This window comes from Paenibacillus sp. VMFN-D1 (assembly GCF_003386155.1).
GTDB classification, from domain to species: Bacteria; Bacillota; Bacilli; order Paenibacillales; family Paenibacillaceae; genus Paenibacillus_AQ; species Paenibacillus_AQ favisporus.
This window is the reverse complement of sequence record NZ_QRDU01000009.1, coordinates 32,222-53,832: the sequence shown is the minus strand read 5'-3', so window position 1 is coordinate 53,832 and position 21,611 is coordinate 32,222. Positions and strand designations below refer to the sequence as shown.

The following is a 21,611-nucleotide window of genomic DNA, read 5'->3' as shown; positions in this document are numbered from 1 at the left end:
TGTCAAAAATATTTCAAAATTAAAACACTTAACAACCCGAATTTCACAAAATGAATGGAGTTGACCTGAACATGAACCCACTAAGTGAGGAAAAGGTTTTTAAAGATCCGGTTCACAATTATATTCACGTCCAGGACTCCACGATTTGGAGGCTCATTAATACAACCGAATTTCAGCGCTTGCGGCGGATCCGGCAGCTTGGAACCTCGTACTTGACGTTTCATGGAGCGGAGCACAGCCGTTTCTCCCATTCTTTAGGGGTATATGAGATTACACGGCGGATTATTTCGCAATTTGAGCGCAGCGGGTATCCGGATTGGCCGAAAGAAGAGAGGCTGCTGACGTTGTGTGCGGCGCTGCTGCACGACCTCGGACACGGCCCCTTTTCCCATTCGATTGAAGAGGCCTTTCATATGAATCATGAAGACTGGACGCGCCGGATTGTCACCGGAGATACGGAAGTGAATGATATTCTGAGCGAGATTGCTCCGGACTTCCCGGACAAGGTATCCGCCGTTATCGCGAAGACCTATGATAAACCGATTGTGGTGAACCTCGTTTCGAGCCCCTTGGATGCCGACCGGATGGATTACCTGCTTCGGGATGCCTATTACACCGGGGTGAACTACGGCACGATTGATATTGACCGTATTTTACGGATGCTCCGTCCTTACCAGGGGAGAGTGGTGGTCAAGGAGTCCGGGATGCATGCCGTGGAGGATTATTTGATGTCGAGGTACCAGATGTACTGGCAGGTCTACTTCCATCCGGTAACCCGCAGTTCAGAAATTATTTTGCGCCAAATTTTCCGGCGGGCCAAGGAGCTGTACCAGGATGGTTATCCATTTGGCTTTATGGTCGAGCCGCTGCCGCAGCTCTTTGAAGACAAACTGGACGTGCAAGCTTATCTGAAGCTGGACGAGGCGCTGATTCAAACGGCCTTCCTCCAGTGGTCCTATGAGGACGACCGCATACTCAGCGAGCTGTGCACCCGATTTATGCACCGCAAACTGTATAAATATGTAGAAATGGACTCCGTCGATTTGGAAATGATCGATGAAATCCGCCGGGAGTTTGGACAAGCCGGAATGAACCCGGAATATGATCTGGAGATTGATTTTCCGACCGATCTTCCTTACGATGTATTTCGTCCGGGTGACGAGTCGAGCCAGAAACAGATCCTGCTGCTCGACCGCCAGGAGCAGCTGCGGGAAATATCCGAGGTGTCGGATATTGTCCGCTCCATCAGCGGCATTCACCGCGGGAAATATCACTTGTATTATCCGGAAGATAAACTGGAAAAGGCGATAACCGATCTTTCTCCTTCGATTTCCCGCATTTTCAAGCTTTAATGACAAAATACCGTACGAAAAGGAATAAGGGTTACCGACAAGAAAGGAGTTCAAATTCATGGAACTGTTCGACACGCACACCCATCTGGATGCGCAACAATTCGACGAGGACCGGGAGCGGGTCATTGACAATGCCGTACAAGCCGGTGTAACCCGGATGATCAACGTTGGTTTTAACCGGGAGACGATTCCATCGACGATGAAGCTGGTGGAAACGTATGATTTTATATATGCGGCCATAGGCTGGCATCCGCAGGACGCCGTTTTTATGCAGGAAGGCGATCTGGAGTGGATTGCATCCTTATGCAGTCATCCCAAGGTGGTGGCCATCGGTGAAATTGGACTGGATTACTACTGGGACACCTCGCCGAAGGACGTGCAGCACCGGGTCCTCCGCCAGCAAATTGGACTGGCCCGAGAGCTTAACATGCCAATTGTTATACATAACCGGGACGCCCATGAGGATATTGTGAAAATATTACGGGAAGAGAAGGCCGGCGAGGTCGGCGGCGTCATGCATTCGTTCTCGGGGAGCTGGGAAACGGCGAAGCTGTGCCTGAATATGGGCTTCCATCTTTCGTTTGGCGGACCTATTACGTTCAAGAATGCCAGAGTCCCCAAAGAGGTCCTGGCTCAGGTTCCGATGGACAGGCTGCTCATCGAAACCGACTCTCCTTATCTCACGCCGCACCCCTTCCGAGGGAAGAGAAACGAGTCGGCAAACGTCCGTCTGGTCGCTGAAGCTGCAGCCCAGATTAAGGGGGTTGACCTGGAGGAAATTGCCCAGATTACCACCCAAAATGGGCTGGAACGATTTGGAATTGTGTGAAATCGGGAGAAAAACAGCCGAAAAAATGAGCATGAGCGAATGATTAAAGAATTTTAACAAACAAAACGCCGAATATTACATTTTTTTAACCACTTTTTCAAATAAACGTGGTTGATTACCGCTTTACAACATGCATCAAAACAGGATATCATCTTTTCAGTGAATCATTGAGCTGTCGTTAAGGTCTTACCTTCGCAGCTTTCATGAACCAGTCTCGCTGAGTCTCCCGCATGGGAGAACGGGGGAACCAATACTGGAGCGGGTCATGACAGACCGGAAGCGGTCCCATGCTCGCAAACGTATTTGATTTCTTTCTTGGGTCTCTGGGGTGAATTGAACGGCTTTACGCCATGAGCGTAAGGACGCGAATAGGGCGGCTCTCTTTCGCCCGAACCCGACAGCTAACCCCGTAAGCGGATAAAGAGAGGTACCCTCGTGCATGACAATTCCGATATTCAGACATCCGGAAGCCACGAAAGAGTCCTCGTAAGCTCTTTTCTATCGGCTTCTTTTGTTTTGAATAAAGGAGAGGCAGTCATCATACTGTTGTATAACAGGAGGTGACAAATCATGATGGAGAGATTGGTTCATGGTGCAAGAACGCATGCTTTCTGTGGGTTCTTGTAAAAAATTGAGTATAGTCGCGTCAAATACAATCATGCATAACTCTAGACGGCGAGGCTATGAAGGAGGATCGAGAAAGTGGGCGTTTTCCAACCAGAGAAGACCCATGATTCAAAAATCTCCAGCATGTCTTACGCATTGCGATGGAAGCATGAGAATTTGCGCCAGATCTCCACTGCAGCTATCGTTTCAATCGCGGTTACCCTGATGATCTTGCTACTCGTGTACAGTCAATCGCGAAAACAAGTTTATTTGGTAGTAGACGGTCAAATGAAATCTGTACAGACCAATACATCTTTACTTCAAGAAATGCTGGATGAGCAGGAAATCAGTCTGAAACCCGAGGACCAAATATCGATGCCGCTGAGCGGGGCTATATCCGACGGCGACAAGGTCGTGATCGACCGCGCGAGTCCTGTGAAGGTGACGGCTGATGGTGCAACGAAGCATTTGTATACAACGGCCAAAACGGTCGGCGACGTGCTGAAAGAAACCGGCGTCAAAGTCAAGGAAACGGACATTGTCACGCCGGCTGTCGAAACGGCGGTCTCCACCAACACGGACATCCGGATCGTCCGGATGAACAAACAGGTGGTACAGCGTCATGAATCCCTCCCCTTCCGGGTGGTAAAAACCTCCGACCCCAGCATTTACAAAGGCGAGTCGCGGGTGATTCAGCAGGGATCTCCTGGCGTCATGGTGCAGTACATTGAGAAGAAGTACAAAGACGGCAAGCTGGTGTCCATGAAGATGGTGGGCAAAAAAGTGCAGACGGTGACCAAGGATAAGGTCATTGCCGTCGGCACGAAGAAAAAGCCTGTTCCCGTAGTGACCGAAGTCAAAACAGCCGTTGCCAAAGCTTCTTCTACCCCTGCCAAGGTGAAGAAGGTCAGCAGCAGCAGTAACAACCGGGTCAGCAAGGCCGGCGTTGACTTTTCCTACAAGAAGCTGATCAAAGTATCCATGACCGCTTATTCGTCTGGCGAGTCCGGAGTCGGCACACGCACCGCCACAGGAACACGCGTCGCGGAAGGCCGCACGATTGCGGTTGATCCAAGCGTCATTCCTTTGGGATGGTGGGTTTACATTGAAGGCATTGGCTTCCGTCGTGCGGAAGACACGGGCGGAGCCATTAAGGGAAATAAAATCGATATATACTACGATTCCGTCCAGCAAGCACGCAACTTTGGCCGTAAATCCGGCCTTAAGGTGTACGTGATTGGTCCGGTCAAACCGGAGCTGAACTAATTTCGTTTTACTTTGCCATTCTAATGTTATAGTATTATGATCATGAAAATGTCATGCTAAAGAAGAGGAGCATTCCTCTTCTTTTTGTTGTTAATTTACAGCAGTTTGTCTATACCGGGACCCCGCAAAGTACCTGAACAGGCATCATGGTTTATGCCCACTTGCAGGGACTTGGCTGTCCGGCGGCATTGACGGGTATAATGTACTCGAAAGGAAGACATGAATCATGATTAAAGAAGTCATTGTGGTGGAAGGCCGGGATGATACCGTGGCCGTGAAGCGGGCGGTGGATGCCGATACGATCGAGACGGGCGGCTCCGCCATCAATGCGCGTATACTCCAGCGGATCGCGCTGGCTCAGGAACGGCGGGGGGTCATTGTGCTGACGGACCCGGACCACGCCGGCGAAAGAATCCGCAAAATCATTACGGCCAAGGTGCCCGGCTGCAAGCATGCGTTTATCCCGGAGGCCGATGCTACCCGCAAGGGGGATATCGGTGTGGAGAACGCCTCGCCTGCGGCGATCCGCAGAGCTTTGGAGCGGGTTCACACCTCTTATGAGGGGGCGGAAAGCCAGATCGACATGGAGGACCTGATGGAGGCGGGGTTGATGGTGCACCCGGATGCCGCCGCCCGGCGGATGGCGATGGGCAACCTCCTCGGTATCGGCTACTGCAACGGCAAGCAATTTTATAAGCGACTCGCCATATTTCAAATATCTCGCGAAGAATTCGCGGATGCGCTTGCCCGTATTGAAGATGAAGGAGGCCGGACAACGTGAACGGCATGGACGACATCGCCACACCTAGGCGAACCAAAGAAATCATCCAGCGCCACGGCTTTTCATTCAAGAAGAGCTTGGGGCAAAATTTTTTGATCGACCAAAATATTTTAAATAAAATCGTGGATGCGGCCGGACTTGATTCCACCAAGGGTGCCCTGGAGATCGGTCCCGGCATCGGCGCCCTGACCGAAAAGCTGGCCCAGCAGGCAGGGGCCGTCACGGCGGTTGAGATCGACCAGAGGCTGATTCCGATCCTCGAGGAGGTTCTCGCCCCATACCCTGGCGTAAAAGTACATCATGGGGATGTACTGAAGACGGACCTCGCTGCGCTGTTTAAGAGCAATTTTGCCGATGTATCCAAAGTTAGCGTCGTGGCCAACCTTCCGTACTATGTGACGACGCCGATCTTGATGAAGCTGCTGGAGGAGCGGCTCCCGCTGGAGAACATCGTCGTGATGATCCAGAAGGAGGTGGCGGACCGGATGGCCGCCCGGCCGGGCACGAAGGATTACGGCAGCCTGAGCATTGCCGTGCAGTATTACAGCGTGCCGGAGCTGGTGTGTATCGTGCCGAAAACGGTATTCATTCCGCAGCCGAACGTTGAATCGGCAGTGATCCGTCTGGCCGTGCGGGAACAGCCGCCGGTTGCGGTGGACGATGAGCGGCATTTCTTCGAGGTGGTACAAGCATCGTTCGCTCAGCGGCGGAAGACGATATCGAACAATCTGAAGAGCCGCTTCTTCCCCACAGAGGGACGGGAGCGCCTGGATCAGCTGCTGCAGGCAGCGGGAATCGACCCGTCCCGCCGCGGCGAGACGCTCAGCATTGAGGAATATGCCGTGCTTAGCAACCTGCTGCGGAAGGAAGGCATCGGCTTAAATTAAACAAAAGATGAACCAATAGGGGGATTCGCCCATACCATGGGGTAGGGGTGATGTTCATGAATATTGGAGACCTGGTCGTGCGCAGATCCTACGGCGGCGATATCGCGTTCCGCGTCGAGGATTTGCGCAGGGACGAAGCGGTGATTAAGGGAACGGAGTTCAGACTTCTGGCGGATTCGCCGCTCGATGATCTGGTAAGGGTCCCTTATGCGCCGGTAAGCGAAAAAACCGAGAAAGCAAATATTAGAGCAAACGAGTCGCTCAGTTTACTGAAACGTCACCGTCAGGAGCAGACCCAGCGGAATCAGGCCACCTTGAGCGGAAGCGGGGAATGGGGAACAGCTGAGCCGGCTTATTTCGAAGTCCCCGGGAAGGTGCTTCATCTGGATGGAGATCCGAATTATTTGAAAAAGAGCCTGAGTCTGTATGAGCAGCTTCGGGTTCCGGCCGAGGGCCATTATGTGAATGAGGCGGGGATGGCGGACGCCCTGTACCGGCTGCTGCCTCGGGTCCGGCCGGATATTGTGGTGATCACGGGCCATGACGGCGTACTGAAGCATCGCCAAAATCATGATTTGTACAGCTTGAACAGCTATAAAAACTCGCAAAACTTCGTCAGGGCGATTCAGGTGGCGCGCCAGTTTGAGCGCCATTACGATCAGATGACGATTATCGCCGGCGCATGCCAGTCGCACTTTGAGGCGCTGCTGCAGGCCGGAGCCAACTTTGCCAGCTCCCCGGGGCGCATCTTGATTCATGCCCTGGATCCGGTATATGTTGCCGCCAAGGCGTCGTTTACATCGGTTAGAGATACGATCAATATGACGGATGTGCTTCACAATACGATCAGCGGCACGCAGGGCGTCGGGGGCATTGAAACCCGCGGGAGCTACCGCATCGGCCTGCCCCGGCTTAACGACTTAACCAAGCTTAAGGTGACGCCGTCGGCCATTTAACATGTCCGGAAATGCCATGAAAAGCACTTGACCTGACAGCATAACGAAATGCAGGAACCGTAATCTGCCGGCGGATTGCGGTTTTTTGTTGTTATCCGGGTGTAAGCAGAAATGAGCTGGGTTTCCGCAAAAAAATTCGTTGACAACTTAAAATTGATGCTGATATAATTATTGTTTTGATTTGACAAAACCATCTTTTCGAGTTATAATGGACAAGGAAAGAGGTGGTCGTCGACAATGGCTAAAAATACGCTGTTGGAAATCAAACGCAATCTCGAAGCTCACGTGGGTCAGAAGATTTCGCTTCGGGCTAACGGTGGTCGTCGCAAGACCGTCGAGCGTACTGGTGTTTTGGAAGAAACGTACCCATCTGTTTTTATTGTGAAATTGGATCAAGAGCATCAAACCTTTAAACGTGTTTCATACAGCTATGCCGATATTCTTACGGAATCCGTGGAGGTTATTATTTGCGATGATAATACCGGCACCCGGATCGAGTTGGAGAAAGCGTAACTTTAATGACAAAACAGCCTTCCTGATGGAGGGCTGTTTTTAGTTGGCAGGGGGATATGGAATGAGGAGCGGCCGGGAGCGGGATAATACTTATGGCAGCAGCCTAATTCCGATGGAACCAAAGGAGGATGTTCATGAGCCGCAGACGCCGCAGTGTCATGTCGGATGAGCTGAAGAATGAGTTGGCTAAGGATTTGGGATTTTACGAAACTGTCCAGCAGGAAGGCTGGGGAGGTATTAAGGCCAAGGATGCGGGCAACATGGTAAAAAGAGCGATCCAGCTTGCCGAACAGGCCGCCGCACGTAAATCCTGATTCACACCAGCAATGCCGGCGGAGGCCTCCCAAGCGGGAGGTTCTCCGTTTTTGAATTCAAGGCTGTGTCCGCTCCCGCCCTTTGTCTGTAAACGGAAAATGACTTGACTGGTTCAGTTTGATATAATGATCTGAAGTTGCAGATTTCTGGATTGAACTCAAGAGAAAAATGTTTGAGGTTCATTCCAGATCTCTGGATTGAACTCAAGAGAAAAAAAGCTTGAGGTTCATTCCAGATCTCTGGATTGAGCCCAAGAGAAAAATGCTTGAGGTTCATTCCAGATTTCGGATTGATCCCAAGGATTCGAAGCGGCTTGTGTCAATCCAGATAGAGGGAATCTTGAGGGTGGGTGAACGCCTTGAAAATTTACGAAAAAGCACCGGCCAAAATCAATTTGATGCTGGATGTATTACATAAACGGCCAGACGGGTACCATGAGGTCGAAATGGTTATGACGATGGTCGACCTGGCGGACCGGCTGGAGATGTCGGCTTTGCCCCGGGATACGATTATTATTTCAAGCCAGGCGGGATACATACCGCTGGATGAGAAGAACTTGGCGTTTCAGGCCGCAAGGCTGATTAAGGACCGGTATGACGTCAAGAGCGGGGTGCATATCCATCTGGATAAGAAGATCCCCGTGGCAGCAGGTCTGGCGGGAGGAAGCAGTGACGCCGCCGCCACCCTGCGTGGTCTGAACCGGCTGTGGAATCTGAACATTCCGGTAGAGGAGCTGCAGAAGCTGGGTGCGGAGCTCGGATCGGATGTTCCGTTCTGCGTGACTGGAGGTACCGCACTGGCGACCGGGCGGGGTGAAAGGCTGACGCCTGTGGCGAATCCGCTGCAGTGCTGGGTGATTTTGGCCAAACCGCCGATTAATGTGTCGACCGCGGAGGTCTACGGCAAGTTCAGAGCGGCGCAGGTCAAGGAGCATCCGTCGGCTCAAGGCATGATCGGCGCGATCGAAGCGGGAGACTTTCATGGCGTATGCAGCCGCCTGGGGAACGTGCTGGAGGATGTGACGCTGAGGCTGTATCCCGAAGTGCAGCAGCTGAAGGAAGGGATGCTGCGTCTCGGCGCGGACGGGGCTTTGATGTCAGGCAGCGGGCCGACCGTATTCGGCCTGGTGTACAAGGAATCGAAGGTGGCACGGATCTATAACGGGCTGCGTGGCTTTTGCAAAGAAGTGTATGCGGTGCGCCTATTGACCTAACTTCGCCAACCATGTTGTACAAATCCGTACAAAAATGATATATTCTTACTATAATATTCGGATTTTCTGGGTGATTTTGCTTTAGATTCCGATGAATACAGCGATAGCGAGGAGTATTTCGTGAAAAAATTAAAGCGAAGCGCGCGTTTGGTGGAGATGACGCAGTATCTTTTGTCCAGACCGCATACATTGATCCCGCTCACCACATTTGCCGATAGATACGGAGCCGCCAAGTCTTCGATCAGCGAAGATTTGGTTATTATCAAGGAAGTGTTTGAGGAGGAAGGCATCGGGGACCTGCTGACGCTGGCCGGGGCCGCCGGAGGCGTGAAATATATTCCGAAAATGCCGAAGGAGCAGGCGCTGGTGTTTGCGAACGATCTTTGTTCCCAGCTTCAGCAGAAGGACCGGATTCTGCCCGGCGGGTATTTGTACATGTCCGATTTGCTGGGACAGCCTTCTCTTATGAACGAGGCGGGAAAGATTTTTGCCACTGCATTCTCCGGCAAGGACATCGACGTGGTCATGACCGTGGAGACCAAAGGGATTCCGCTGGCTTACGCCACCGGGGCCCAGTTGAACCTGCCGGTTGTTCTCGTGCGCCGGGACCATCAGGTGACGGAAGGATCTGCCGTGAGCATCAATTACGTGTCGGGATCACATAAGAGCATCCACACGATGTCCCTTTCGCGGCGGGCGCTGAAGGAAAAGTCGCGCGTCCTGATCGTGGACGATTTTATGAAGGCGGGCGGCACCATTCAGGGCATGGTAGATCTGCTGGCGGAATTTGATGCTGAAGTCGCAGGCGTAGGCGTATTGGTCGAGTCGGGAGCGGTGGAATCAGAGGAGCGACTCCTGCACGATTATGTGTCCCTGGCGACACTGACGGCGGTCGATCCAAAGACGAAAGAAATATTTGTGAGCCCGGGGAATTATTTTGACCCGTCTTAACGTCAAAGAGTCCTGCGGATTTTGTCGATAAAAATATTTTATCGGCGAATAGTTCCGAAGTCTGTCGACACTCACATTCTTATAAAAAAATTCCTGATTTTAGGACATTTTGTTAACTTAAAAAAGAGGATTTCGCGCATGCTGTGTGGAATTATACACCAAGTCTCTGATGGAAAAAGGTGGTGAACACACACATGCAAATTACGGATGTCAGACTCCGCCGCGTTAACTCCGAGGGGAGAATGAAAGCAATCGCATCCATTACCATTGATAACGAATTTGTTGTTCATGACATTCGGGTCATCGATGGAAACAATGGAATGTTCGTTGCTATGCCGAGCAAACGCACTCCGGATGGAGAATTCCGCGACATTGCCCACCCAATCTCTTCCGGCACCCGGGAGAAGATTCAAACGGCCGTCCTGGCGGAATATGAACGCGCTGCCAGTGAAGAAGAAGTGATCGAGGAAGGCGCTTAAGTTTACAATTGGGGTTCAAGGAAAGGAGGGCCAGGACCATGGCTCTCTTTTCTTTTTGCTTATAATACGATATATTCAGTATTGAGCGAGTTCTAGAGTAGGAGGTCAAGATCCTTGAAAAGAATGGCGATTGTTCTTGCCGCAGGGCAGGGAAAACGAATGAAATCCAAACTATACAAAGTGCTTCATCCCGTCTGTGGCAAACCGATGGTTGGGCACGTGGTGGATACCGTCAAACAGGTGAACTGCGAACGGAGCATTGTCATCGTTGGCCACGGGGCAGAGGCTGTCCAATCTTATCTGGGTGAGGCCGCTGAATATGTGCTGCAGGAGCAGCAGCTTGGTACAGGCCATGCAGTAAAGCAGGCCAAAGCTTTACTGGGCTCGGAAGAAGGCTCGACCATTGTCATCTGCGGCGATACTCCGCTGGTCACAGCCGAGACACTGCAGGGACTGACGCAGCTGCATGAAAGCAACAACGCTGCCGCCACCGTACTGGTCGCCTATACAGACCAGCCGCAGGGTTACGGGCGCGTGATCCGCAGCGAGGACGGAAGCGTACTACGTATCGTTGAACAGAAGGACTGCACGCCGGAAGAGGATGCGGTTCGTGAAATCAATACAGGCACTTATGTTTTTGATAATGCGAAATTGTTTGCCGCTTTGGAGAAGGTAACGAACAACAACGTCCAGCAGGAATATTATTTAACGGACGTGATCGGGATTCTTGTAGGCGAGGGAGAAACCGTTCTCGGCTATGTGACCGACGACTACGCTGAGTCGATCGGCGTTAATGACCGCCGTGCACTTTCAGAGGCTGAAGGATTAATGCGGGAACGCATTAATATCCGTCATATGCTGAACGGCGTCACGATCATTGATCCCGCTTCAACGTATATCGGTGCCGACGTGACCATTGGAGCCGACTCCGTGATCTATCCCGGCACGGTACTGAAGGGAAAAACGGTTATCGGTGAGGATTGCGTGATCGGTCCGCAGAGCGATATCAGCGATTCCGTCATCGGCGACGGCGTGACGATCAAGCATTCGGTGCTGGATCAGGCAGAAGTGGGTTCTAGAACATCGGTAGGCCCATATGCATATTTGCGTCCGAAATCCAAGCTTGGGGAAGACGTGAAGATCGGCGATTTTGTGGAAGTGAAAAATGCAACGATCGATAACGGCTCCAAGGTATCGCATTTAAGCTATGTCGGCGACGCGACGGTAGGCAAGAACGTCAATGTCGGCTGCGGTGCGATAACGGTCAACTACGATGGGTATAATAAGTTTATGACTGAAATTGAAGATGATGCTTTTATCGGCAGCAATGTGAATCTGGTCGCTCCGGTGAAAGTGGGCAAAGGAGCCTACGTGGTCGCGGGCTCGACGATTACACAATCGGTTCCTGAAAATGACCTGGCCATCGCCAGAAAACGCCAGGAGAATAAACCGGGGTATGCCGAGAAAATTCGCTCCAAGGCCAAAGCCAAGAAGGAAAGCAAGCAGCAGGTTTAAACGTAAAGCGTCCCCGTCTTATCGGGAAGTGTGAGATACATGGTTTCAAGCGGCATGGAGGCAGGCCAGAATTTCAATGAACCAGCACGGAGGGTTTTAATTCTATGACTTATTGTGATTCGAAGTTAAAAATATTTACATGCAATTCCAATCCGAAGCTCGCACAGCAAATTGCGGATTATATCGGCATCCCCATGGGGGATTCCCATACGACCAGCTTCAGTGATGGTGAGATTCAGGTAAAATTATCGGAGAGCGTTCGCGGCTGCCACGTTTATGTCGTGCAGTCGACATGCGGTCCGGTAAATGACAATCTCATGGAACTGCTGATCATGGTCGATGCGCTGAAGCGTGCTTCTGCGAAGAGCATTAACGTCGTAATCCCTTATTATGGGTATGCGCGTCAAGACCGTAAGGCCCGTTCCCGTGACCCGATTACCGCTAAGCTGGTTGCGAATCTGATTGAGAAGGCGGGTGCCCACCGTGTCATCACGATGGACCTGCATGCCATGCAGATTCAAGGCTTCTTCGACATTCCGGTTGATCATCTGCTTGGGGTGCCGATTCTGGCCCAGTATTTCCGTTCCAAGCAAATCGAGAATCCGGTTGTTGTGTCTCCAGACCACGGTGGTGTGGTTCGTGCCAGAAAACTGGCTGATTTCCTGAATGCCCCGCTGGCCATCATTGATAAACGCCGTCCGGAACCGAACGTAAGTGAAGTTATGAACATCATCGGTCATATCGAAGGCAAAACGGCCATTTTGATCGATGACATTATCGACACGGCCGGCACGATCGTGCTTGGGGCCAATGCCCTGATGGAAGGCGGCGTCAAGGAAGTGTATGCTTGCTGTACGCATCCCGTCTTCTCCGGCCCGGCGATGGAACGCCTGGAGAATTCTCCACTCAGCGAAGTCATCGTGACGGATACGATTCCGATTACGCATCCGGAGCCGAGCAAGAAGATCAAAGTTCTGTCGGTAGCTCCGTTGATGGGTGAAGCCATCATCCGTGTGCATGAGGAATTGTCCATAAGCAAACTGTTCGAAATCGAATAAGGCAAGGGAAGGTATATGCAAAGAGAGGGTTATGTTTCCTGGCTCCAGGAAATATAACCCTTCTCGCGCATGCTCTTTTAATATCCGGGAGTCGACACAAACGTATACAAATTCCGGTTGTAGAGCGTACCTTGAATTTCAACGAAGTGCTTGGTGAATGAGGTAATCGTTCCAATGTCCACGTGTACGCCCTGCCGGAGAACCTGAACGGGAATGCCGTGGATCTGGTGCTGCTGAAAGTGCCGGTGCAGCGTAAGCAATTGGCCGAATTCAGTCATGAACCGTACCACCTTCTTATGGTGATCATGGATGCCATGGCAAGAAGCGATGCAGCATCCTATACTCTATTGTAACAAAATTTGGTGCTAATGCTAACTTGCACAGCAGGCGTAGCGGCAGCAGCCGGTTTGGAGGATCGAATAACGCAATGAAATGGATTGTAGGACTCGGGAATCCGGGATCCAATTATGAAAAAACGCGCCACAACGTCGGTTTTATGATGCTGGATGCGCTGGCGGAGCGGCATGGTATTAAGTTTGGGCCAAGCAAATGCAAGGCGCTGATCGGCGAGGGCTTTATCGGAACCGACAAGGTCGTTCTTATCAAGCCCATGACCTACATGAACTTGTCCGGAGAAGCGGTGCGGGCCTATATGGATTATTACAAGGCTAAGCTCGAGGATATGATTGTCGTTTATGACGACATGGATACGGCAACCGGCAAAATCCGCCTGCGGTATCAGGGCAGCGCCGGAGGCCACAACGGCATCAAATCGATCATTCAGCATACGGGAACGCAGGTGTTCGACCGGATCCGGATGGGGATATCCCGGCCTGAGCCGGGATATGCGATCGTCGACTATGTGCTCTCGAATTTTCCGAAAAAGGAGAACGAGCTGCTGAAGACGATGATTGAGCAAGCCTGCGACGCCGCGGAGTTCAGTCTGAACCATACCTTTGAACAAACGATGGCCAAGTTTAACGGTTGATCTCGAGGGCAGGAATCGGGGGCTAAACGAACGTTTTTTCGGGCATACTGAAGTATAAACGACTTTCAGGAGGCATATAGATGGCAATAAATTATATTTGCCGGCACTGCCGCACGCCGCTCGGAAAAATAGATTCGTCCCTGGTTACCGACGCCCAGCTGGGGTTCCATTCCTTGACCCCGGCAGAACGTAGAGATATAATAGCGTATGATTTAAGCGGCGACGTAACGGTCAAAGTGATCTGCGATTACTGCAGAGAAGCGCTGGAGAACAATCCGGAGCTGAGCCTGTTGGCAAACCCACTTCAATAATGCTGTGCGCGAAACCGCGACTAATGCGGACAGATACCGTGAATGGAAGGGCCTTGGCAGTGCTGCTGAGGCTTCTTTTGGGTATTCCTTTTGTCCGGTCTTCTAAGACCAGGGGATGTCCGCTGCCGGTAGATATATTTTAATGAAGCACAGCGAAAAATCACCGCAGTCAGGTATTTTATGGTAAAATTCAATCTACCATCCAAAAGATAACAAGTAAGCATAAGAGAGGTGCCCCCTTTGTTACATGCACTTATAGAAGCTTTCTCTAAAGATCCGGATTTGAAGTCGATTACCGCCGGGTTATCGGCCGGTATGAAGGAACAGCTCGTTTCTGGGTTATCGGGGTCCGCGCGTCAGGTTATGCTGTCGGCACTGTTTGAAGAAATCAAACGCCCGATGCTCGTCGTCACTCACAACATGTTTTCCGCCCAGAAAATCGCGGAGGATTTACAGGAAGCGCTTTCACCGGACCGTGTGCTGCTGTATCCAGCCAATGAGCTGGTGGCAGCCGAATCCGCGGTATCCAGTCCAGAGACCCTTGCGCAGCGTATTGATGTGCTGATGAAGTGCGCGCAGGGGTTTTCGGGCATTGTGGTGGCACCGTTTTCGGGTGTGCGCCGGTTTCTGCCTGCCCCGGAAGTGATGGCCAAAGCCCAAATTGTGATTCAGGATGGCGGCACACTGGACGCCCAAGCTTTCCTGGCCCAAATGATCGAAATGGGATACGAACGGGTAGAGCGGGTCGAAGGCAAGGGCGAAATGAGCGTACGCGGAGGAATTATCGACTTTTACCCGATGACCTCCCTATTGGCCTACCGCGTCGAGCTGTTTGACGACGAAATCGATTCGATTCGCACGTTTGACCCGTCCGATCAGCGGTCAATCGATAAAGTTAAGGAAGTCACCATTACGCCCTGCAAGGAGATCATCGCCGATCATCAGAGGCTGGAGCAGGCAGCTGCAGCCACCGCTCAACTGCTGGAAGAGCAGCTTGGCAAGATGACCGACCGGCAGGCGAAGCTGCGTCTATCGGAAGAAATGAAACGGGAGATGGAGCTGCTGCGCGAGCATGTCTATTTTCCGGAAATCTATAAATATATCTCTTTGCTCTATCCGGAGCACAAGACGCTGTACGACTATTTACACAAGGACACCGTCCTCATTCTCGACGAGCCGGCGCGCCTTCTTGAAACAGCCAAACAGCTGGAGCGTGATGAATCCGAGTGGAACTTGCATCTGCTGCAGAACGGAAAGACGCTGCCGCAGCTGCATTTGTCCGTTGACGGCGACGAGATACTGTACCAGCGTCCGTTCCAGACGATATTCATGTCGATTTTCCTGCGTCAGGTTCCGCATACCCAACCTCAGAACATCCTGAACTTTATCAGCCGTGGGATGCAGGATTTCCATGGGCAGATGAACGTGCTGAAAGCGGAAATGGACCGCTGGCATAAGTCCGGGGTTCAGGTGATGATGCTTGCCAGCAGCGACGAACGGCTCGACCGGATGCGGCGGGTGCTGCAGGATTATAACATCGAAGAGCCGATCATGCTGCAGGGTAATTTGCAGACGGGCTTTGAGATGCCGTCCATTCATCTGGCGGTGATTACCGAGGGCGAAATGTTCTCCCAGAAGCAGCGGAAGATCCGCAAGCTGGGCAAAAACATTGATAACGCCGAGCGCATCAAAAGCTATACCGAGCTGAAGGTCGGCGATTATGTCGTCCATCAAAACCACGGCATTGGTAAATATATGGGTATCGGCACGCTGGAAATCAACGGCATCCACAAGGACTATATGCATATCCTGTATGCCGGCGGCGACAAGCTGTCTGTACCTATCGAACAGATCGATCTCATTCAAAAATACGTCGGTTCAGAAGAAAAGGAGCCGAAGATCTACAAGTTGGGCGGCAATGAGTGGACACGCGTTAAAAATAAAGTCCGCTCTTCGGTACAGGACATCGCCGACGATTTGATCAAGCTGTACGCCGAGCGGCAGTCGACGCCGGGATACGGCTTTGAGAAGGACACGACCGAGCAGCAGGAATTCGAGGAAATGTTCCCTTACGATGAGACACGCGATCAGCTGCGGGCGATCGAAGAGATCAAGAAGGATATGGAGCGGAACCGTCCGATGGACCGGCTGCTGTGCGGAGACGTAGGCTACGGCAAGACCGAAGTGGCGATCCGCGCCGCGTTCAAGGCTGCCATGGAGGGCAAGCAGGTGGCCGTTCTTGTGCCGACGACGATTCTGGCGCAGCAGCATTATGAGACGTTCCGGGAGCGGTTCTCGGGATATCCGATGAACATTCAGGTGCTGAGCCGGTTCCGTTCGCGGAAGGAGCAGAACGAGACGATCAAGGGAATCCGCCAGGGGACGGTCGACGTCGTGATCGGCACCCACCGCTTGTTGTCCCAGGATCTGGTGTTCAAGGATCTGGGCCTCCTGATTGTGGACGAGGAGCAGCGGTTCGGTGTGACGCATAAGGAGAAGCTGAAGCGTCTGAAGACGAATGTCGACGTGCTGACCCTGACGGCGACGCCGATTCCGCGGACGCTGCATATGTCCATGCTGGGAGTCCGGGATCTGTCTGTCATCGAGACGCCGCCGGAAAACCGCTTCCCTGTGCAGACGTATGTCGTGGAATACAGCCAGACGCTGGTGCGAGAGGCCATCGAACGGGAGCTGGCCCGCGGCGGTCAGGTGTATTATCTGTACAACCGCGTTCAAGGCATTCATGAAATGGCTGCCCAAATTTCGGCGCTGGTGCCGGAGGCCAAGGTTGGAGTGGGCCACGGGCAAATGTCGGAGACGGAGCTGGAAAAGACGATTCTCGACTTTCTGGACGGGGAATACGACGTCCTTGTCAGCACGAGCATTATCGAGACAGGCGTCGATATTCCGAACGTGAATACGCTTATCGTGCATGATGCTGACAAAATGGGCCTGTCCCAGCTCTATCAGCTGCGCGGCCGTGTCGGACGCTCCAACCGGATTGCGTACGCGTACTTTACGTACCAGCGGGATAAGGTGCTGACCGAGGTGGCGGAGAAACGCCTGCAGTCGATCAAGGAGTTTACGGAGCTTGGCTCCGGCTTCAAAATCGCGATGCGCGACTTGGCGATCCGCGGAGCGGGGAACCTGCTCGGTGCGGAGCAGCACGGGTTCATTGCCTCCGTCGGCTTCGACCTGTACTCGCAAATGCTTGCCGAGGAAATCCAGAAGCGGAAGGTGTCCGTTCTCGGAGAAAAGGTCGAACCGGAGAAGACGTGGAACACCGCGCTCGATATCGGCATCGATGCGTATTTACCGTCCGAGTACATTTATGACAGCATTCAAAAGATTGAAATTTATAAGAAAGTGGCGGCAGTTTCTTCGTTCGACGACGGGAAGGAGCTGGAGGATGAGCTGCTGGACCGCTTTGGGGAGCTGCCAGAGGCGGTGACGAACCTGCTGACCGTCGCCCGGCTGAAGGTATACGGCAAGATGTACGGCATCGACTCCATCAACCGCCGTGGGGATGATCTGATCCTCAAATTTTACGAGGGGCAGGAAAATGCCGTCAGCACCGCGAAGCTTGCACAGGTTGGCAATCGCTTCGAGAGACGTGTACAATTTGAGCAGGATGCTCAAATGACGATCCGAATCAAAGGCAAGGGGCTTGATGACAAGCAGCTGCTCGATCTGCTGGAACAATTCTTGGAAGCGATCCGTGAGCTGTTCAAATCGAAGGAGGAACTTCAGGATGTTGTTCAATAAGAAAAAAGCATGGAGAGGAATTCTGCTGACTTTGGTGTGCGTATTGACCCTCTCCGTGCTGGCAGCCTGCGAGAAAGGCGGCTCCGATAAAGAGAAGGATGCCAGTAAAACGGTGGCAACCTACGAAGGCGGAGAGATTACGGAGAATGAATTTGAGACGCAGAAAAAAATCATGACGTTTATGTCTCCGGAGTATGCCCAATTTATGGACATGGCCGATTTCCAGGATTATTTGGTGAAGCAAAAAATTGCTTTTAAATATTTGAGCGGCAAGGCTACGGACGATGCCAAGAAGGAAGGCGAGAAAAAGGCCGGCCAGCAAATCGACCAAATGAAGAAACAGGTGGGCGATGACCAGTTCAAGCAGCTGCTGAGCGACCAGAAGCTCAAAGAGGACGAGCTTAAGCAATATTTGGTGCAGGTTATGACGGTCATGGAGGACATGAACGCCAAAGTGACCGAAGACGACATCAAGAAGCAGTATGAGGCCAACAAGCAGGATTTCATGGTGGCCACGGTGCATCATATTTTGATCGGGCTGACCGATTCGAATAACAAGGAGCGCACCAAAGAAGATGCGCTAAAGATTGCCAAAGACGTCAAATCGCAGTTGGACAAAGGGGGAGATTTTGCCGAGCTGGCCAAAAAGTACTCGGATGATTCGTCCTCCAAGGACAATGGCGGCGTCTACAAAGACTTTACCGTTGGACAGTGGAGCGTGCAGGAGTTCAAGGAGCAGGTGCTGACCCTTCCGCTGAACAAAATCAGTGCTCCCGTCGAATCTAATCTCGGATACAGCATTATCAAGGTCGACTCCCGCAAGGACACGCCTTATGACAAGTTGACGAACGATCAGAAAGAAATGATCCGGAGCAATCTGGGCGCATCGAAGATCGATCAGTTTATGCAGAATGACCTGACGAAGATCATCAAGAAGATCGATCTGCCGAAAACGGCGGATACGTCCAAGAGCGGCACAGGAACAACCGGAAAGGGAACGTCCGGCAGCGGCACGGAAGGCACCACTTCCGGGGGCTCTACTTCCGGTACATCCGGCACCGGTACAGGCACGACAGGCAGCAGCAGCGGAGATGCCAAAACCAGCGATAAAGGTACGACTACTTTTGAAGAAAAGGTAACCGAGCCCAGCGAGGGATCGGGCAAATAATCCATATTCCGCATTGAATCGTGTGCAGGAAGGAAGGCGCGGGCCAGACCCGCGTCTTTTTTTGCGGCATTGAGCTGGATAAAATGTGCAGAACAACCGCAACTAATAGTTCCAACATCATGTATAAGGAATTGGGAATGGATGAATACTATGGGCAGATATCACAACTTATATTCCTGGGACTCACCTCTTCCCATAAGAACAGTAGTTGAAAAATCTTCTCTAGAAAGCGGGGCAACATGTTAATGAAAGCTACTGGAATAGTCCGCCGTATCGATGACCTGGGCAGAGTGGTCATCCCTAAAGAAATCAGACGTACACTGCGTATCCGTGAAGGAGATCCGCTTGAAATTTTTGTAGACCGTGATGGTGAAGTTATTCTGAAGAAATACTCCCCGATCGGCGAGCTGGGCGATTTCGCCAAGGAATATGCGGAGTCGCTGTATGAAGGTACCGGACACATCACGATCATTTCCGACCGCGACACCTTTATCGCCGTTGCAGGCGGCTCCAAGAAGGAATACTTGGAGAAACCGATCGGATCCCTGATCGAGAACTGCATGGACAGCCGCAAGACGCTGCTGGAAACAAACCAAGGCAGCTACGAAATCAGCAAGGACCATCAGGAGAATCTGTCCTCTTTTGTGGCCGCGCCGATCATTTCCGGCGGAGATCCAATTGGTTCAGTCATTCTGCTTAGCAAGGACGAAGCGACCAAGATGTCCCAGCTGGAAGTCAAAATGTCCGAGACAGCCGCTGCTTTTCTTGGCAAGCAAATGGAGCAGTAATCCGGCAGCCCGGTACGACTCTTCCTCGAGTACCCGAAGCTCCCCCTTCATATTCACGGATGATCCGGGAATGAAGGCGGGAGTTTTTTGTGTCCGCTCTCCTCAGGTATAATAGGGGTATTCGTATCGAAAAAACGGAAGCAACGCCAAATGACAGAGGTTGAATCCGGGCAAAAAGTAGGGAAGAGGATGAAACAGACAGGTGCGGCATCGAAGATGCTGCAGGGGGCTTTGATTTTAAGCATGGCTATGGTGCTGTCGAAACTGATCGGCACGCTGCAGAAAATTCCGCTGCAAAACATGGGCGGGGATGCGGTGTTCGGCATCTATAACACGGTATATCCGCTCTATTCATTAATGATGACGATCGCACTCGCGGGCCTGCCCGCCGCGATCTCGAAATTCGTCGCAGAGGACGAAGCCGTCGGGGGGACGGGGGAAGGACTCCGGGTGATGAGGCTGTCCTCGGTGCTGCTGGCGCTGCTGGGCATCGTCCTGGGGGCCGCCGTGTACACCTGCGCTCCGCTTATCGGGACCTGGATCGACAATTCCAGCGTCGTGCCGGCGGTGCGGACGGCGTCCTTAGCGCTGCTGTTCGTGCCGGTGATGACCGGGATGCGCGGCTTTTTTCAGGGATACCAAAACATGATGCCCACCGCCGTTTCGCAGATCACGGAGCAGTGTGCGCGGGTGGCCGTCATGATCGGACTGCTGATTTACCTGACGGGGATCGGGGCGAAGCCGGAGACCATCGCAGCAGGGGCACTGTTGGGATCGGCTGCTGGCGGAGCCGCGGGTCTCATCGTCATGCTCGGCTATTGGCGCAGGTTCCGGCGGACTCGGCGTGGCTCTGCCGGCGCGGTAGGCGCTGCCGTGTCGGCACACAAGGCGTCTTCCGTTCGGACGGGGCAGCCGCGTCAAGCCGGGCGGGAGAGCAGCTGGAGCCTGCTGAAGCGGGTCCTGCTGTACGCGATTCCCGTCTGTCTGGGTTCACTGGCCGTTCCTTTAATCGGCATGGTGGACAGCTTTACCGTACCGCGGCTGCTCAAAGCCGGAGGCGCCGGTGAGGCGGGGGCGATGATCCAGTTCGGCATCTATAACCGCGGTATCCCTATCGTCCAGCTGGTGACGATGCTGGCTACGTCGTTGTCGGTGCTGTTCATCCCCGCTTTGGCGGAGGCAAAGGCGAGAGCCGACCGCGAGCTGGTGAGCGAGCGTACCCGGCTGTCCCTGCGCTGGTTCTGGCTGCTGGGCCTCGCCGCATCGGTGGGGATTGCCATTCTGGCTGATCCCCTGAATATCGCGCTGTATCAGGACACAGCGGGCAGCGGCGTCATGCGCTGGATCGCCTTCACCGCCGTCGGCAGCGCGCTCAGCATCATTTCGGCCGCACTCCTGCAGGGCGTCGGCATCGTGCGTGCGCCGGCCGTGCATCTGCTGGCCGCGGCAGCGGCGAAGACGCTGCTGAACCTGCTGCTGGTTCCGCAGCTGGGCATTACCGGCGCGGCCATCGCCGGCGTGGCCGCGCACTTCCTGGCGGCAGCGCTCAACATCGCGCTGCTGGCCCGCAGCACCGGCCTGCGCATTCGCGCCGGTGCCGCCTTGGCCAAGCCGGCGCTGATGCTGGCCGGCATGGCCGTGGTGGCGGGCGCTGCGGCGCTCGCGGCGGACGCGGTGCTGTCCGCGCTCGGGCTGCCCTCCCGCCTCGTGGCCGCCGCGGCAAGTGTTGCCGGTGCCGCGGCCGGGGGCGCCGTGTTCCTCGCCGGCGCCGTGCTGGCCAAGCTCCTTACCGAAGAGGAGCTTGCCATGCTGCCGAAGATCGGCCGTCCGCTGACCGCCTTACTGAAGCGGGTTCGGCTGCTGCGGTAAT

General features: G+C 53.1%; 20 protein-coding genes and 1 riboswitch. Of the genes, 19 read left to right on the top strand and 1 reads right to left on the bottom strand.

Going from position 1 to position 21,611, the window contains the following annotated elements:
- The first annotated feature begins 71 nt into the window (after positions 1-71).
- The 13 genes from C7820_RS32085 (at position 72) to C7820_RS32025 (ending at position 12,721) form a co-directional block, all read left to right on the top strand.
- The gene (locus C7820_RS32085) at positions 72-1,352 is read left to right on the top strand and encodes an HD domain-containing protein (protein WP_089549468.1); all 1,281 of its coding nucleotides are present in this window, start codon (positions 72-74) and stop codon (positions 1,350-1,352) included.
- Between the two features lie 58 nt (positions 1,353-1,410).
- Entirely contained in the window at positions 1,411-2,181 is a 771-nt protein-coding gene (locus C7820_RS32080; protein WP_116234472.1) for a TatD family hydrolase, read from the top strand.
- A gap of 205 nt (positions 2,182-2,386) precedes the next feature.
- Positions 2,387-2,613, top strand: a riboswitch (cyclic di-AMP (ydaO/yuaA leader).
- 270 nt (positions 2,614-2,883) lie between these two features.
- Positions 2,884-4,053, top strand: coding sequence for a resuscitation-promoting factor (locus C7820_RS32075; protein WP_116234471.1), 1,170 nt, complete (start codon positions 2,884-2,886; stop codon positions 4,051-4,053).
- 226 nt (positions 4,054-4,279) lie between these two features.
- The gene (gene rnmV, locus C7820_RS32070) at positions 4,280-4,834 is read left to right on the top strand and encodes a ribonuclease M5 (RefSeq protein ID WP_116234470.1); all 555 of its coding nucleotides are present in this window, start codon (positions 4,280-4,282) and stop codon (positions 4,832-4,834) included.
- Positions 4,831-5,721 carry a 16S rRNA (adenine(1518)-N(6)/adenine(1519)-N(6))-dimethyltransferase RsmA gene (gene rsmA / locus C7820_RS32065; RefSeq protein WP_116234469.1) on the top strand — a complete coding sequence of 297 codons (891 nt, stop codon included), beginning with the start codon at positions 4,831-4,833 and terminating at the stop codon, positions 5,719-5,721. The genes rnmV and rsmA overlap by 4 nt, the downstream gene beginning before the upstream one ends.
- A gap of 56 nt (positions 5,722-5,777) precedes the next feature.
- Complete coding sequence (yabG, locus tag C7820_RS32060) at positions 5,778-6,677, top strand: sporulation peptidase YabG (protein ID WP_076176699.1); 900 nt, start codon at positions 5,778-5,780, stop codon at positions 6,675-6,677.
- Between the two features lie 237 nt (positions 6,678-6,914).
- Positions 6,915-7,190: a biofilm formation stimulator Veg gene (gene veg, locus C7820_RS32055; RefSeq protein ID WP_076176655.1), complete on the top strand. Its 276-nt coding sequence runs from the start codon at positions 6,915-6,917 to the stop codon at positions 7,188-7,190.
- Between the two features lie 134 nt (positions 7,191-7,324).
- Complete coding sequence (locus C7820_RS32050; protein WP_076176656.1) at positions 7,325-7,504, top strand: small, acid-soluble spore protein, alpha/beta type; 180 nt, start codon at positions 7,325-7,327, stop codon at positions 7,502-7,504.
- Between the two features lie 359 nt (positions 7,505-7,863).
- Positions 7,864-8,718, top strand: coding sequence for a 4-(cytidine 5'-diphospho)-2-C-methyl-D-erythritol kinase (gene ispE / locus C7820_RS32045; protein WP_116234468.1), 855 nt, complete (start codon positions 7,864-7,866; stop codon positions 8,716-8,718).
- A gap of 120 nt (positions 8,719-8,838) precedes the next feature.
- Positions 8,839-9,669 carry a pur operon repressor gene (gene purR, locus C7820_RS32040; protein ID WP_076176658.1) on the top strand — a complete coding sequence of 277 codons (831 nt, stop codon included), beginning with the start codon at positions 8,839-8,841 and terminating at the stop codon, positions 9,667-9,669.
- A 194-nt stretch (positions 9,670-9,863) separates the two neighbouring features.
- Positions 9,864-10,148, top strand: a complete 285-nt coding sequence (gene spoVG, locus C7820_RS32035) for a septation regulator SpoVG (protein WP_076176659.1) — start codon at positions 9,864-9,866, stop codon at positions 10,146-10,148.
- Between the two features lie 123 nt (positions 10,149-10,271).
- Positions 10,272-11,663, top strand: a complete 1,392-nt coding sequence (gene glmU / locus C7820_RS32030; RefSeq protein WP_163883102.1) for a bifunctional UDP-N-acetylglucosamine diphosphorylase/glucosamine-1-phosphate N-acetyltransferase GlmU — start codon at positions 10,272-10,274, stop codon at positions 11,661-11,663.
- A gap of 104 nt (positions 11,664-11,767) precedes the next feature.
- On the top strand, positions 11,768-12,721 hold the full coding sequence (locus tag C7820_RS32025; protein ID WP_105442434.1) for a ribose-phosphate diphosphokinase: 954 nt from the start codon (positions 11,768-11,770) through the stop codon (positions 12,719-12,721).
- 77 nt (positions 12,722-12,798) lie between these two features.
- On the opposite strand, the gene C7820_RS32020 is transcribed toward C7820_RS32025, so the two are convergent.
- A complete protein-coding gene (locus tag C7820_RS32020; protein ID WP_076176662.1) occupies positions 12,799-12,999 on the bottom strand; it encodes a hypothetical protein in 201 nt (66 codons plus the stop codon).
- 149 nt (positions 13,000-13,148) lie between these two features.
- On the opposite strand from C7820_RS32020, the gene pth reads away from it, so the two are divergent.
- The 6 genes from pth to C7820_RS31990 all read left to right on the top strand — a co-directional run bounded on the left by pth (position 13,149) and on the right by C7820_RS31990 (position 21,610).
- Complete coding sequence (pth, locus tag C7820_RS32015; protein ID WP_076176663.1) at positions 13,149-13,709, top strand: aminoacyl-tRNA hydrolase; 561 nt, start codon at positions 13,149-13,151, stop codon at positions 13,707-13,709.
- A gap of 80 nt (positions 13,710-13,789) precedes the next feature.
- Positions 13,790-14,020: an anti-sigma-F factor Fin gene (fin, locus tag C7820_RS32010; RefSeq protein ID WP_076176664.1), complete on the top strand. Its 231-nt coding sequence runs from the start codon at positions 13,790-13,792 to the stop codon at positions 14,018-14,020.
- Positions 14,021-14,260: 240 nt separating this feature from the next.
- Positions 14,261-17,785, top strand: coding sequence for a transcription-repair coupling factor (gene mfd / locus C7820_RS32005; RefSeq protein WP_116234467.1), 3,525 nt, complete (start codon positions 14,261-14,263; stop codon positions 17,783-17,785).
- A complete protein-coding gene (locus C7820_RS32000) occupies positions 17,772-18,953 on the top strand; it encodes a peptidylprolyl isomerase (protein WP_116234466.1) in 1,182 nt (393 codons plus the stop codon). Before mfd ends, C7820_RS32000 begins: the two co-directional genes overlap by 14 nt.
- 245 nt (positions 18,954-19,198) lie before the next feature.
- A complete protein-coding gene (spoVT, locus tag C7820_RS31995; protein ID WP_116234479.1) occupies positions 19,199-19,741 on the top strand; it encodes a stage V sporulation protein T in 543 nt (180 codons plus the stop codon).
- A 189-nt stretch (positions 19,742-19,930) separates the two neighbouring features.
- Positions 19,931-21,610 carry a putative polysaccharide biosynthesis protein gene (locus C7820_RS31990; RefSeq protein WP_116234478.1) on the top strand — a complete coding sequence of 560 codons (1,680 nt, stop codon included), beginning with the start codon at positions 19,931-19,933 and terminating at the stop codon, positions 21,608-21,610.
- Position 21,611: the final 1 nt, after the last annotated feature.